The organism is Lutispora sp. QWL-02, from assembly GCF_058315355.1.
Window position 1 is genome coordinate 368,890 of sequence record NZ_CM177762.1, and the last position, 14,160, is coordinate 383,049.

A 14,160-nucleotide genomic window follows, 5' to 3' on the forward strand; every position below is an offset into this window, starting at 1 on the left:
AAATTATTTGCTGGCTCCGAGCCATGGCCTGAAAAATTCCGTCAGATCCTTTCCGCTTACCTCTTCGCATACTTTTATATAATCATCGGTAGTTGCAATTTTGAATTTATATCTATCTACATAGGTTCTTACAATCTTCAAGAAGGTATCGTCCCCGAGCATATTCCTAAGCTCATTATGGACTTGAGCCCCTCTGTCATAAGCAGTAGGGCCATAATCATCCCAGTTTTTAAATTCTGACAAGGATTTGACCACGCTTCCGTCTATGGTTCGAGAGGACATAGCTTCCTTGACACTGTCTTCTACAGTTCTCCTGTAATAATCCTGTGCCGTTTTCTTTCCGTATGTTTTCTCCGCAAATACCGTTTCCGAATAAGCTGCAAAGCCTTCATCAAGCCAGGCCTCATCGACTTGATCATTGCCTACGATGCCATAAAACCATTGGTGAGCTGTTTCATGGGCTACGGTTATAATTAAAGGATCGCTGGAGTAATTGGGCTTGTAGTATTTGTCGCTTATATATACCAAAGCAGGATACTCCATCCCGCTGGGGAATTCAGTTTGGACTACTGAATAAACAGGGTAGGGATACTTGCCATATAATTTGTTAAAAAGCTTTATGGATTGAACCCCATATTTCAGAGCTTCTTCTCCCCTTACTTTGTCTTCGGGATAGTAATATGACATGACCTTAATCCCGTCTACTTCTTCCTCAAGCATCGTAAAATTGCTGTTGGCAACAAATGCAAAGTCTCTGAGGGCCTTTCCTTCGTAAATACGCTGTATCCCGCCGCTTTCTTTCTTTTCCTCAATGAGCCGGCCTGAAGCTGCAATAATATAGCTATCCGGAGTTTTTATGCTGACTCTATAGTCTGCGGCATCGCTGTAAAAAGGGTCTCCGATGGCGAAATATTTATCCAGGTTCCAGCCGTCCTTTTCATCATAGACTGCGGCTATGGGGTACCAGTTGCCCATATTGAAATTATTTTCTCCATATCCGAACCGCTCTCCCGCAGGAGGTATTTGCAGCGTGAACTCAATCTTAAGATTCACTCTCTCATAAGGCTTTAGCGGAGATGCCAGCTCCACCTTCAATATAGTTTCTCCTTCTCCTGATAGGGAATGCTTTAAAAGCTTCTCGCCGCTCCTGTCCTTTTGGGTGACGGAAGTTATTTCTACGTATCCCGGCTTAAAGCCTCTCTTGTAAGCATTATCAAAATCATCAAACAAGAAGGGAGCTGTTTCCTTGGTTTTAAATGCGTTGGGATATACATGAAAATATAATTCCTTCATCTCAACATCATCATTGTTATAATAATTCACTTCCTGGATAGCCGTAAGGGTCTTTTCCTCGGCATTCAGTTCTGCATCTATACTGTAAAAGCTTCTGGCATCGATCTCATCCGGCTTCAGCGCAGGTGCTGCCTCTTTTTCCATGGAGCAGCCCGATATCAGGATCATAAGTATAAGGAATAAAGGAAGCAGCTTTAGTTTGAATTTCACTGTGACCATTCCCCCTCTTTATTTACAAAGTTGAACTATTATATATTATTCATGAGCCTTAATAATATACTATCACAAGCAAATATCATTATCGACTTCCATCATTATCCGCGGCTGGGTATGAACACCTTTATGTCCCCTTTTTTCACACCTATTGAAAGGGGAAAAACAGGGCCTCTCTCTCCGTCTATATCGCTTTCAAAGATTTGATTGGAGGATATCTTAAGGTTATCCGTCTGGAAATGATATATATTTGGGTCGCTCGTATGCTCTCCCTTCAGCACCTTTAAAACAAGATTGATCACATTTGTGATGTTTGCCGCTTTTATGGCGATCACATCCAAAAGCCCATCGCAGACAGAAGCATAAGGAGCCAGCCTTAAGAAGCCTCCGGCAGACCTGCCGTTTAAAACCAGAAAAAGATAAAAGTTATCGTCAATGACTTTATCATCGTACTCCATCCTCATCGCTATAGGTTTGAGCTTCGGTATTTCTTCAAAGCCTTTTAAATAATAAGCCATCTTGCCCAGGCTGTTCTTCATGCCTATATCCGTCTTGTAGGCTACTTCAGCCAAAAGGCCTGCGCTGCACACATTTACAAAATAAGTGCCGTTTACTGTACCTGCATCTACATTTATTATTTCGCCGTCTGTTATCATGTCACAGCATTGAGAAATGTTCTTGGGTATCCCTATATGAGCTGCAAAATCATTTGAAGTCCCGAAGGGAAAGATGCCTATAGGCAGATCTACAGCATTTCTCTTCATGGCATTGATAAGATTGTTTATTGTACCGTCTCCGCCGGATATGGCTATAGCGGAATATTTATCATCTACATCACATAGAGCGTTATCCATATCATTTGCTTTCATAAGCCTGTAAGGTGAAACTATGTATCCCGATTTTTGAAAATTTTTTATGACTGTGTCCAGCCTGTTTTTAAACCTTGCATCCCCTGCCACCGGGTTATAGATCAGTCTCACTTTTCTCATATATCCTCAACCATCCCTTTTCATAGTCACTCTATATTCCCTTACCTTTATTTTATCATATTGCTTATATTTTTCACTTCAAAATATACTCTTATGATTTATGAGCAATATGATAAAGGATTAAGGATAAAGCTCCAGGGTATTATTCCCCGAAGCTTTATCTCTAGTTTGCCCTCACATTTTTTCGATTTCTTTTATCAGTTCTTCTATCAACTGCTCTTCCTTTACCTTTTTTACTATCTCGCCTTTTTTGAAGATCAGTCCTTCGCCTTTCCCGCCGGCTATGCCTATATCGGCTTCCCTGGCTTCACCCGGTCCATTTACTGCACAGCCCATCACAGCCACCTTGATGTTCTTATCGCATTGGGCCAGTCTTCTTTCAACCTCTTTCGCTATGTCAATAAGGTTTATTTGGGTTCTTCCGCAAGTGGGACAGGATACAAATTTGACGCCCTCATTTATATATCCCAAAGCCTTCAGTATTTCACGGCCAACCTTGACTTCATCCAACACATCACCAGTGAGAGAAACCCTTATAGTATCCCCTATGCCCTCGGCCAGAAGAGCTCCGATGCCTACACAGGATTTTACGGTACCGCTGAACAAGGTTCCCGCTTCCGTAACTCCTATATGAAGGGGATAGTCCACTTTTTCCGATATCAATCTGTAGCTTTCTATGGTTTGCATCACATCAGAGGATTTTAAAGAAATAACAATATTGCAAAAGCCCAGGCCTTCAAGTATACCTACATGCTTCAGAGCGCTTTCTACCAGTGCTTCAGGGCAAACCCTCCCGTACTTTTCCAATATGTCTTTTTCCAGAGAGCCGGAGTTGACCCCGATCCTGATAGGGATGTCTTTTTTCTTGGCAGCCTCAACCACAAGCTTTATCCTGTCCGGGCTTCCGATATTGCCCGGGTTTATTCTTAAAGCGGCGATTCCATTTTCTATGGATTTAAGGGCAAGCCTGTAATCAAAATGTATATCTGCAACCAATGGTATATGGATTTGCTTTATTATATCCTTTAAAGCCTCCGCTGCTGCCATATCAGGAACAGCGCATCTTATTATGTCGCACCCGGCTTTCTCCAAACCAAGGATCTGGTTCACAGTAGCAGCCACGTCCTTAGTATCAGTATTTGTCATGGATTGCACGGATATTCTTGAATCTCCGCCTATGTATATATCTCCTACTTTGATCTTCCTTGTGTTTTTTCTATTCACATAATTCATCTCCAAATTTTTAGTGATCAATAAAGACACTATATAATAGTTTTCTGAAGTCATATATATTATACTAAAGGATTTCCCATTTGGAAAATGAATAATTTTAAAGAGACTCGTTCCTCCCGTTCGAATCCCCGTTGCTTATTCGTTTATACTAAAAAATCACTCTTGTGAGTGATTCGTTTTCAGATGGCGGAGAAGGAGGGATTCGCTCCGTTCGCTTTCGCTCACTATCACGCCTGGGAGGGAAAATGCTTCCAAAGGGCGCATTTTCTTGTTCCTCCCGTTCGAATCCCCGTTGCTTATTCGTTTATACTAAAAAATCACTCTTGTGAGTGATTCGTTTTCAGATGGCGGAGAAGGAGGGATTCGCTCCGCTCGCTTTGGCTCGCTTTCACGCCTGGGAGGGAAAATGCTTCCAAAGGGCGCATTTTCTTGTTCCTCCCGTTCGAATCCCCGTTGCTTATTCGTTTATACTAAAAAAATCACTCTTGTGAGTGATTCGTTTTCAGATGGCGGAGAAGGAGGGATTCGAACCCTCGCGCCAGTTTCCCGACCTACGCCCTTAGCAGGGGCGCCTCTTCGACCTACTTGAGTACTTCTCCAGGTCTAAGTTATGGTTCTCTTATGGAGGAGAGAGTGGGATTCGCTCCGTTCGCTTTCGCTCACTATCTCGCCTGGGAGGGAAAATGCTTCCAAAGGGCGCATTTTCTTGTTCCTCCCGTTCGAATTCCCAGCTACTTTTCCTCTTATACATACTCTTATTCAAAGAGCTAAGTTATGATTCTCTTATGGAGGAGAGAGTGGGATTCGAACCCACGGATGTCGTGAAACATCTCTGGTTTTCAAGACCAGCTCCATCAACCGCTCGGACATCTCTCCAAATTTAAGACATATTAAATTATAACAGGTAAATTTATATGTGTCAACAAAAGCATAATAAATTTCGGTGCCAGTTTGTGGTTATGGAATTCCGTAGCTGCCGGTCTCTAGATCCTTGAATATAGGCAAACGTGGAGGATAATAAGTAAACCATATAAATAAAGCACCAAATATAATGAGCAAAACAAGTCCAATAATATTAATATTTTTATTAATATTGCTCATCATAATTTTAAAGCTTACTATTCCATATATCACTGCTCCTAATATATAGGATATAATATCTAAAAGCAATAAGTGTTTCCCTGTCAATGCAGTATAAGAATAGAAAAACAATACGATAAAAAGATTCATAGCAAAAATGCCGATAGCTTTTGCAAAGAAATAATTATTTGTATATCCCTTAATAAAAGGATATTCAATAAGGAAAAAAAGTATCATGGACCAATACCCTAATTTGAGATGTTCCCAAACGCTTTCGTTTACTGCGCTGAATGCGCCTGCCAAAGGTGAGTTTCCTGACCATCTAAAAGTAAAATGGAGCAAAGAGCCTACAACTATTACCCAGATAACAGAAGCTATTTGCCATCTCAAAATTTTTTCCCTCTCAAAAATCATTACTTCAACCTCTTTAACTTTATTTAATCATATTTTTTACCCTTTCGCCTTTTTTATTTAAACTTATCTTAACGTAAGAATAAACCTCTCAAAACCGGTTTGTTCATCAGATTTAAAGCTGCATGTATATTCAGAGACATCTTTAAAACGGAAATATACAACCGTGTGGTAGTTTTCCATTAAGTCTTCATAATTTTTAATCTCCACACTTGATATATATTCTTTCTCTGCTAAATCCATTATCTTTTTCTCTGCTTCTTTTGATAATATTAAATTTTCAAAATCCAAACTAAATTTTTGATTGCCTTCGCCATCATATAATACTCCTGATTTGATAGCAGGACAAAAACAACCTCCTGCAAGTACAGTACCTTCTACTTCTTTAAAATCAAAAGTAATTTCCTTATTATTCTCTGCAATATTTTTTATCCCTATTTTGTTTACACAATTTCCCAAATTAACCAAGGATCCATGCTTTAAGCTGTAATATAATTGTTCTCTCGAAAATTCTCCTTTTTTTATATCATAATTTATATTATGAGGAAATACTTTGAAGCCATTAAATACATTATTGCCTTCGCAGTAAAAAGAGATGATTCCATTGTCATAGGATACATCAGATATATAATCTCCAGTGTCAAGATTTATTGTCCTGCAGCTGTTTTCCTGAAAACCTACAAGAGCATAATTCAAATTTGTCAGAGGATAAATAGGAGATATCTGATATGCTGCCAAATAATAATTCTCATTCAGCTTCTGAAGCTTCATTATTTGAATTTCATCATTTTTTGTAACCATGGTTTTCTCCGGTGAAGCTTCCTTTAGATGCTTGTCTAATAGGGCCACAGCTTTTTCATAATCTCCCAGCTTGTACATTTCATCCTTTGCCTCTGCTGATACCTCTTTTCCAATTTTCGGTGCTTGGCTTGTGCAGCTTGCAAAAAGCATGGAACATATTATAAGCATGAAAATACAAAACTTTCTTTTCATGGTTTTCATCTCACTTTTTAATTATTTTTAATTTGTCTAAAGGCCATATCCTGGCCACAGCCTTGCCTTCAATCTGCTTGTAGTCTATGAAGCCCAGCTGCCTGCTGTCCAAGCTCACCTCTCTGTTATCCCCCATAACGAAAACCTTGCCTTCAGGCACTATCAGCGGAAACTCCAGAGCATCAGCATAGGTCTCTCCCTTGACATAGGCCTCCTCAAGCAATTCATCATTTATATATACCTGGCCTTCCTCGATCTTTATTTCATCTCCGGGAAGCCCTATGATCCTTTTTATCAGATGATTCCTGCCAGCTTTACCTCTGATAACATCAATAGTCTCCTTTATCTCATCGGCGTAATCAAGAAAGAACCCTTTGCTTGCGTTGTCCTTGTCGAGAATGATCACCTCTCCTCTTTTCGGAGCGGTAAGGTCATAGATGAACTTGATCTCCAATACCCTCTCGCCCTGGATAAGTGTGTTTTCCATAGAATTCATCCTTATCTCCGGAATAGCAAATACAGTAGATTTTAAAAACATTGCGATTGCAAACGCTATTACAACAGTTCCAAGAAACTCAAAAATCTTTTTCATGCGCATCACTCTCCGTATTTAACGATTTATTATCATATATGCCTCCCATAGGTTGGCTGCTGCCAGTATTAGAACAGCTAAAATCATACCTGCCCATTTTTCTCCATCTATAGGTGCTATCTCTTTAGACCCAATTTTTGCAGGATTTGTTACAAATATTTTTCAAGCCAGATTACAGACTCCTCCACCATGCCGATGGTCTTATAATGATTCAGCTTGGGTGTTACAATAAATTTTAATCTTTCCGGCATATCCTTATATACTTCCTTTAATCCTTCGAAAAAATATCTCTGGATATCTACGGATATGGAAGTATCACTGTCTCCATGCAGCAAAAGCATAGGCCTGGGATATAATTCATCCTTCTTCGACCAGGGGTCGTATTGCCTTATTCGCTCAAGCTGATCTTCATCTGCCAGGCCTTGTCTTTCCCGGTCGATTTCCTTGAACTTCATCTCTGCCTTCTCCCATGCGCAAGCTCCATTCATATTGATTAGGCATTTTATTTCCGGGTTTGATGCGAACACTCCGCCGGCTATGAAGCCTCCCATGGAGCTTCCAATAACGGCAAGCCTGTCAGGGTTTATTTCAAGCTTTTCTGCGGCAGCTTCTTTTAATGCTTTATATTCCGTCACCGAATTAAATATCACCCTCCAGAAATAGGATTTCAATGCTTCTGCATTATAGCTTTTCAAAGCGCCCCTCCGGCCGTGATGAAGAGCATCGGGTAAGATCACCTCAAAGCCGTTAAAGGCCAATACCTTTCCAAGAAAAAGATTATTTTCTTTATTTGACTCCCATCCGTGATAATAGATCACTGCCGGTCTTTCATTGATGACAAAGCTTGGTTTGACATACAGGCAAGGTATGCCTCCAAGCTCCACCTCCGATATCCTTAATGTATCCTTCGTTTGCATAATCGATGTCAGCCTCCTTATCTATCCAATGGCACGCCTTTCTTATAATAATCAAAGGCAACCTCTACCCCAAAACCATTTCTTTTATACAGCTCAAAGGCCCTCAAATTATTGCTGTCTACTTCAAGGCTTATGTTTTTGTATCCATTTTGCAGCAAGTCCTTCATTATCAAAAGCAATAGCTCCTTGCCGAAGCCTCTGCCCTGAAATTCTGGAAGCACTCCCAGCCCATATATTATTGCTTCTTCATCTCCGAGATATCCGTTTCCTATGCCTATCATCTTGTCTTCCCGGAAAGTTGCATATGCTTTTCGATTCTTTGAATTAAAACAATTTATAATAAAGCTTTCAGCCTCTTCACGGGTTTCGTCAAATGCCAGCATGCTGACATGGCACAGCTTTTCTATATCCGATATGCCAGGCATATATAGTTTAGTCTTATATTCATAGCTCTTATCAAATACATTGGCTGATATATCAAATCTCATAAAATATTCAGTGAAGTCATAGCTCCCGCCCAGTCTTTTGATGCATTCCTGCCCCGATAGGCATTGGCTTTCACAAACAAGCAGCATATTCTTTACATCATATCTTTTTAACTGTTCTGCTGCCTCCGATAGCAGCCTTTTGAAACATCCTTTTCTTCTGTATTCAGGCAATGTATATGCTGATATTTCAGCGCCCTGGGCTGTGGGCATGAACATATATAAGAAGCTTATGAGCCTATCTTCTTCATACAGCAAAAACAAATAATTGATTTCCAGATTAAAGTTTACTGCACCGTCAAGAAGCAGCTTGGCTTTCAGGCTATCGTGCTTTTTGCAGTATGAGTATACTTCTCTTATTTCTTTCTCTACAGCCGGATCTAAACTGTTAAGTGACTTAATGTACATAGCTGTCCCCCCTATTTCATCCGTTCTTTAATATAAGCGATGTTTTCATTTATCAGCTTTTCATCCACGCTGCCTGAGTGGCCGCATAAAACGGTCCGGGCTCCGATGCCCTTTATGTATTCCAGCGATTTAATATATGCTTCCAAATCATCATAGCTCAAATACGGATATGGATGCTCCACCAAATCCCCGACAAACAGAACATAATCCCTTTTATCATAGCAAATAGCGGAATCTGCCGTATGACCCGGGGCATATATGAACTCTATACCGTAATCATCAAAGCTCAATCTGCTGTCAAAGGTCAAATTGGGCAGCTTCAGCTTAAAGGAACCGTCATGATATTTGCCTTTAAATTTCTCCAGGTCCCTTTCTCCGTTCTCCATGATCCTCTGCCTGCAGCTTTCATGGGCTATAATTGCCGCATTTGGAAAAGCGCAATTTCCCCATATATGATCCCAGTCTCCATGGGAATTGAAAACTATGATTTCTTTGCTCCCAAGCCCTTGAGCATCTAAATACTCTTTTACAGTCTCCATGGATTTGGGCCCCACATGAGTATCGCAGAGGAATAGCTTTTCCCCTGCATCTATTAAATATACGTATGTGTCTTGAGGAAAGGCTGAATCCTTTTCATTAAATTTGAATAGGGTGCCCCTGCTTCCCACTTTCTCTATATCCATATTAACCCCCCTCTACTTTAAAGCTAAACTGCGCTCAATTTTTCGACAGCCTCTTCTTCGCCTGGCAAGAAAAATATAGCATTTCCTTTGTTGCTTTCATAAATGAAATCTTTCAAGCTTTTACTTGTATAGACGGAAAAATCGCCTACAATGGCTATCTTCATATGATAATTGATAAACTTTTGCAGTATTTCACCCGCAAGCCTCGTTCTCAACTGGAAAAACTCCTCACATAGGGCTGCTTTGTTCAAAATCATACGGTCACAGCCTGTTTCATAGTTTACCGTTGCTATTAAATCCAGTGCCGACTGAACATCTGTTATCAATATTTTGCTGCTGCTTATAACAGCAATTTCTGTATTATTTTCTTTTATAGTTGTTATTTTCATAGTAATCCTCCAAACCAATCAATGATAACCATCCACTCTAAAGCAAGGTTTTTGTCATATTCACCATTCCTGGGATATATCCGAGCTTCTGATTTAACGCCATCATACTGCAATTATTGTAATGAACCGTTGTTTGTATGGTCTTTATACCCTCAAGCCGGCACCATTCTTCCAGCAATGCTTTCAGATTTGTTGCTGCTCCATGTCTCCTGCAGCCTTCTGCAATATATAAAGATAAAATCATAACGCTTTCTTTGGGTTTTTCTTGCTTGCACGCCCATATGAATCCCTGAGCTTGGCCCTGATCATCCTCTGCCACCGCAATAAATAAGTCTTCCCTCTTTGTATTCTTAATCCTTTGTATCGTTTCATCTATATCGGCTGTTGAAGCTTTGTAATCCGGTATCCACAGCTTCGGTGTGAGGTTATGCCATCTGGCGATCTGCATCAAAATCATATCTGTTTTCTTGCCGTTATTGCTGCCGTTAAGTTCAATCCTTCTATAATTCATTGTCAATCCCTCCAACTGTTAGTCTCCGTCCTATATCCCGCTATCCTTGGCCAGCTCACCATGCCTGAAGCAGTCCTTTATATGATCATTGATCAGGCCTGTAGCCTGCATATGGGAGTATATTATTACAGGCCCCAGAAACTTAAACCCTCTCTTCTTCATATCAGCGCTTATTCTCTCGGACAGTTCCGTCTTCGCAGGATTCTCCGATTCACTTGTCCAGCAGTTTATTATAGGCTTGTGATCTACAAATCCCCATATATAATCACAAAAGCTTCCAAATTCTTTTTGAACTTCCAGAAATCTTTTTGCATTGTTTATTGAAGCTCTTATTTTCCTTTCGTTTCTTATGATTCCTTCATTTTTCATCAGCTCTTGAACCTTCTCTTCACCAAAGCCTGCTACCGATACAGGGTCAAAATCGTCATAAGCCTTTCTGTAGTTCTCCCTTTTTCTTAAAATGGTGATCCAGCTCAGCCCTGCTTGAGCAGATTCCAATACAAGAAATTCAAATTGCTTTTTGTCATCAAATGCAGGGACGCCCCATTCTTCATCATGGTATTTTATGTACAGCTGATCCTCACCGCACCAATTGCATCGCTTCATAAAAAGCTTCTCCTTAATTTATTGGCATACATGCCAATGTATTACATTGACCTTTTAGAAAATTATATCCTTCTTTAAAGCCTCTGTCCAGAATAAAGAAAAAGCGCCGAAACCTGATTACCGGTTTCAGCGCCATCCTGCTACTTCTTTATTTTGTCTACCCCGCCCATATAAGGCCTTAGGACCTCTGGCACCAATACGCTGCCATCCTCCTGCTGGAAGTTTTCCAATATAGCGGCTACTGTTCTTCCTATCGCTACTCCTGAGCCATTCAGGGTGTGAACAAACCTGGCCTTGGCCTTCGGGTTTTCCTTAAATTTTATATCAGCCCTTCTTGCCTGGAAATCTTCAAAGTTGCTGCAGCTTGATATTTCTACATACCTGTTATAGCTGGGCATCCACACTTCCAAATCATAGGTCTTGGCAGATGAAAATCCTATATCCCCTGCGCTCAGGCATACTACTCTATAGGGCAAGCCCAAAAGTTGCAGAATCCTTTCTGCATCATTCGTAAGTGACTCAAGCTCTTCGTAGGAATTATCCGGATGAGCAAATTTCACAAGCTCTACCTTGTTAAACTGATGCTGCCTTATGAGCCCTCTGGTATCTCTTCCTGCAGAGCCGGCTTCTGCTCTGAAGCAAGCGCTGTAGGCAGTATATTTTATAGGAAATTCCACGCCTTCCAATATTTCTTCTCTGTGTATGTTGGTCACAGGAACCTCTGCGGTAGGTATGAGATAATAGTCCGTATTGTTTACTTTAAACATATCTTCCTCAAATTTAGGAAGCTGGCCTGTTCCCTGCATGCTCCTGCTGTTGGCCATATAGGGAGGCAGTATCTCGGTATATCCATTTGCCGTATGAGTATCCAGCATGAAGTTTATCAATGATCTTTCAAGCCTGGCGCCCAAGCCTCTGTAGAATGTGAACCTGGCACCTGTGACCTTTCCTGCGGTGGCGAAATCCAATATGCCCAAGTCCTCTCCTATATCCCAATGAGCCTTGGGTTCATAGGGGAATTCAGTGGGCTCTCCCCATCTCCTTATTTCCTTGTTGTCCGCGTCGGATTTGCCGTCAGGGATGCTGTCATTGGGAGTATTAGGGATGGTCAAGAGTTCTTGATTGATTTCATCCTCTATCTCCCTTACTTTGTCATCATCTTCCTTTATTCTATCGGAAACTGCCTTCATCTCAGCAATCAGCCCATCCGCATTTCCTCTTGCCTTCTTGATCTTGGCTATTTCTTCGGATACTTTATTCCTTTGAGCCTTCAGATCTTCAACGGCAGCCAAGAACGCCCTTCTTCTTTCATCCAATTCAAGTATCTTCCCGACCCTGTATTCTCCGCCTCTTCTTTTCAGCTTTCTTATTACTTCTTCTGCATTAGCTCTTATTTCTTTAATGTCAAGCATAAAATTACCTCCTTAAAATTTTTGGTAAAAAAATAAACCTTCCGTCCCCACAAAAGGGACGAAAGGTAATCCGCGTTGCCACCCTAGTTAACAGCATCAGCAGATGCTGCTCTCTCAAAAATCTAACGGTTTCACCGCTCCTGCTCATCACAGGCCGCTCCGGGACGGAATTCAATGTCTTGCATATCGGCTTTCACCATCCGCCGACTCTCTTTATAGCAGTTTCATCTACTTTTTCCCATCAATGCATTTTGCTATATAGTTTTTTTCATTTTACTACTTATTATTAAATTTTTCAAGCAGTTTATGCAAAAGTTTCGAAAGCCAATGTATTACTCAGATCCCTGCTCTACTCCTGAGCTCTGAGTTCTGAATCCTGAGTCCTATTAATACGCCTTTGCTACATAGATCATATGCTCAGCTTTTTTGCCGCAGAAGGGACATGTATCCCCCAATTCCTCCTGTTCAAAGGGCAAGCATCTTATGGTAGCCGATGTCTCTTCCTTCAGCTTATCTTCGCATTCCCTGCTTCCGCACCACATGGTTTTTACAAAGCCGGGAGTTTCTTTCATTATTCTCTTTATTTCCTCATAATCAGTGGTAGTGTAAGTTTTTTCTTCCCTATTCTTTAATGCCATATTAAACATGTTTTGATGGATGTCATCCAATATTTCCCCGATCTTTTGGGTCAAGCCATCCATAGATATCGTAAATTTCTCAAGAGTATCCCTTCTCACTGCAGTAACTTGATTCTTTTCAATATCCTTCGGACCTATTTCAAGTCTGAGGGGCACACCCTTCATTTCCCAATAGTTAAACTTCCAGCCCGGGCTGTAGGTATCCCTGTCATCCATTTCAACTCTGAAGTTCTTTGCCAATTCGCTCTTTATTTCATAAGCCTTATCCAATACGCCTTCCTTATGGAATGCTATAGGCAGGATAACAACCTGAACAGGTGCAACCCTCGGAGGCATCATCAGCCCTCTGTTATCTCCATGCACCATTATGATGCCGCCTATCAATCTGGTGGATATGCCCCAGGAGGTGCTCCAGCCGTATTTTCTTATCCCGTCCTTATCAAGGAATTGTATATCAAACATCTTTGCAAAATTCTGCCCCAGATTATGAGAGGTTCCTGCCTGCAAAGCCTTGCCGTCATGCATCATAGCTTCCATGGTATAGGTCTTGTTGGCTCCCGCAAACCTTTCCTTCTCACTCTTTTCCCCCAATATAACAGGCATGGCCAATTCGTCCTCTGCTACCTGTCTGTAAACCTCAAGCATCCTCAAGGTTTCTTCCTGTGCTTCCTCTTCAGTTGCATGAACTGTATGTCCTTCCTGCCACAGGAATTCAGCAGTTCTCAAGAATGGCCTGGTAGTCTTTTCCCATCTTATAACATTGCACCACTGATTGATAAGAACCGGTAAATCCCTATAGGATTGAACCCATTTTGAATACATGGTACAAATTATAGTCTCTGATGTAGGCCTTATAAACAGCTTTTCTGCCAATCTTTCGTTGCCGCCGTGAGTGACCCATAAAACCTCTGGTGCGAAGCCTTCGAAGTGGTCCGCTTCCTTCTTTAGAAAGCTTTCTGGTATGAGCAAAGGAAAATAGGCGTTTTTGTGCCCTGTTTCTTTAAATCTTCTGTCTGCTACTCTTTGTATGCCTTCCCATACTCCATAACCATAGGGTTTTATGACCATGCACCCTTTAACGGGAGCGTAATCCACCATATCAGTTTTTAGTATTACATCTGTGTACCATTGAGAGAAATCCTCTTCCATAGGGGTAATCTCTTTTACAAAATCCTGTTCCTTCTTATTTTCCATAAAAAATCACTCCTTAATCGATAGATATATATTTGAAAAAAAAATAAACCTTCATCTCCATAATGGGACGAAGGTTGTGCTCGTGGTACCACCCAATTTAGCATGAATATCAT

At 40.9% G+C, this 14,160-nt stretch carries 14 protein-coding genes, 2 tRNA genes and 1 other annotated feature; all 16 genes read right to left on the reverse strand.

Annotated features, from left to right (window positions below):
* Window positions 1-3: 3 nt before the first annotated feature.
* Complete coding sequence (locus tag AC4HCY_RS01520; protein ID WP_491095239.1) at window positions 4-1,503, reverse strand: M1 family metallopeptidase; 1,500 nt, start codon at window positions 1,501-1,503, stop codon at window positions 4-6.
* Window positions 1,504-1,607: 104 nt separating this feature from the next.
* The gene (locus AC4HCY_RS01525) at window positions 1,608-2,495 is read right to left on the reverse strand and encodes a YegS/Rv2252/BmrU family lipid kinase (protein ID WP_323432554.1); all 888 of its coding nucleotides are present in this window, start codon (window positions 2,493-2,495) and stop codon (window positions 1,608-1,610) included.
* Window positions 2,496-2,669: 174 nt separating this feature from the next.
* A complete protein-coding gene (ispG, locus tag AC4HCY_RS01530; protein WP_491095240.1) occupies window positions 2,670-3,719 on the reverse strand; it encodes a flavodoxin-dependent (E)-4-hydroxy-3-methylbut-2-enyl-diphosphate synthase in 1,050 nt (349 codons plus the stop codon).
* Window positions 3,720-4,235: 516 nt separating this feature from the next.
* Window positions 4,236-4,327, reverse strand: a tRNA-Ser gene (locus AC4HCY_RS01535).
* 187 nt (window positions 4,328-4,514) lie between these two features.
* Window positions 4,515-4,604 (reverse strand) — tRNA-Ser (locus AC4HCY_RS01540).
* 81 nt (window positions 4,605-4,685) lie between these two features.
* The gene (locus AC4HCY_RS01545; protein WP_491095241.1) at window positions 4,686-5,222 is read right to left on the reverse strand and encodes a DUF6512 family protein; all 537 of its coding nucleotides are present in this window, start codon (window positions 5,220-5,222) and stop codon (window positions 4,686-4,688) included.
* A 63-nt stretch (window positions 5,223-5,285) separates the two neighbouring features.
* A complete protein-coding gene (locus tag AC4HCY_RS01550; protein ID WP_323432551.1) occupies window positions 5,286-6,212 on the reverse strand; it encodes an outer membrane protein assembly factor BamD in 927 nt (308 codons plus the stop codon).
* A gap of 10 nt (window positions 6,213-6,222) precedes the next feature.
* Complete coding sequence (gene lepB, locus AC4HCY_RS01555) at window positions 6,223-6,804, reverse strand: signal peptidase I (RefSeq protein ID WP_323432550.1); 582 nt, start codon at window positions 6,802-6,804, stop codon at window positions 6,223-6,225.
* A gap of 149 nt (window positions 6,805-6,953) precedes the next feature.
* Window positions 6,954-7,721: an alpha/beta fold hydrolase gene (locus AC4HCY_RS01560; protein WP_323432549.1), complete on the reverse strand. Its 768-nt coding sequence runs from the start codon at window positions 7,719-7,721 to the stop codon at window positions 6,954-6,956.
* 17 nt (window positions 7,722-7,738) lie between these two features.
* The gene (locus AC4HCY_RS01565) at window positions 7,739-8,614 is read right to left on the reverse strand and encodes a GNAT family N-acetyltransferase (protein ID WP_323432548.1); all 876 of its coding nucleotides are present in this window, start codon (window positions 8,612-8,614) and stop codon (window positions 7,739-7,741) included.
* 11 nt (window positions 8,615-8,625) lie between these two features.
* Window positions 8,626-9,297 carry an MBL fold metallo-hydrolase gene (locus tag AC4HCY_RS01570; RefSeq protein ID WP_323432547.1) on the reverse strand — a complete coding sequence of 224 codons (672 nt, stop codon included), beginning with the start codon at window positions 9,295-9,297 and terminating at the stop codon, window positions 8,626-8,628.
* A gap of 23 nt (window positions 9,298-9,320) precedes the next feature.
* The gene (locus AC4HCY_RS01575; protein ID WP_323432546.1) at window positions 9,321-9,686 is read right to left on the reverse strand and encodes a DUF4180 domain-containing protein; all 366 of its coding nucleotides are present in this window, start codon (window positions 9,684-9,686) and stop codon (window positions 9,321-9,323) included.
* Between the two features lie 37 nt (window positions 9,687-9,723).
* Complete coding sequence (locus tag AC4HCY_RS01580; protein WP_491095242.1) at window positions 9,724-10,197, reverse strand: GNAT family N-acetyltransferase; 474 nt, start codon at window positions 10,195-10,197, stop codon at window positions 9,724-9,726.
* 30 nt (window positions 10,198-10,227) lie between these two features.
* Window positions 10,228-10,803 carry a DNA-3-methyladenine glycosylase I gene (locus AC4HCY_RS01585; protein WP_323432544.1) on the reverse strand — a complete coding sequence of 192 codons (576 nt, stop codon included), beginning with the start codon at window positions 10,801-10,803 and terminating at the stop codon, window positions 10,228-10,230.
* A gap of 140 nt (window positions 10,804-10,943) precedes the next feature.
* Window positions 10,944-12,215 carry a serine--tRNA ligase gene (gene serS, locus AC4HCY_RS01590; RefSeq protein WP_491095243.1) on the reverse strand — a complete coding sequence of 424 codons (1,272 nt, stop codon included), beginning with the start codon at window positions 12,213-12,215 and terminating at the stop codon, window positions 10,944-10,946.
* A 51-nt stretch (window positions 12,216-12,266) separates the two neighbouring features.
* Window positions 12,267-12,469 (reverse strand) — a binding site (T-box leader).
* A 132-nt stretch (window positions 12,470-12,601) separates the two neighbouring features.
* A complete protein-coding gene (gene proS / locus AC4HCY_RS01595; RefSeq protein WP_491095244.1) occupies window positions 12,602-14,047 on the reverse strand; it encodes a proline--tRNA ligase in 1,446 nt (481 codons plus the stop codon).
* Window positions 14,048-14,160 lie beyond the last annotated feature (113 nt).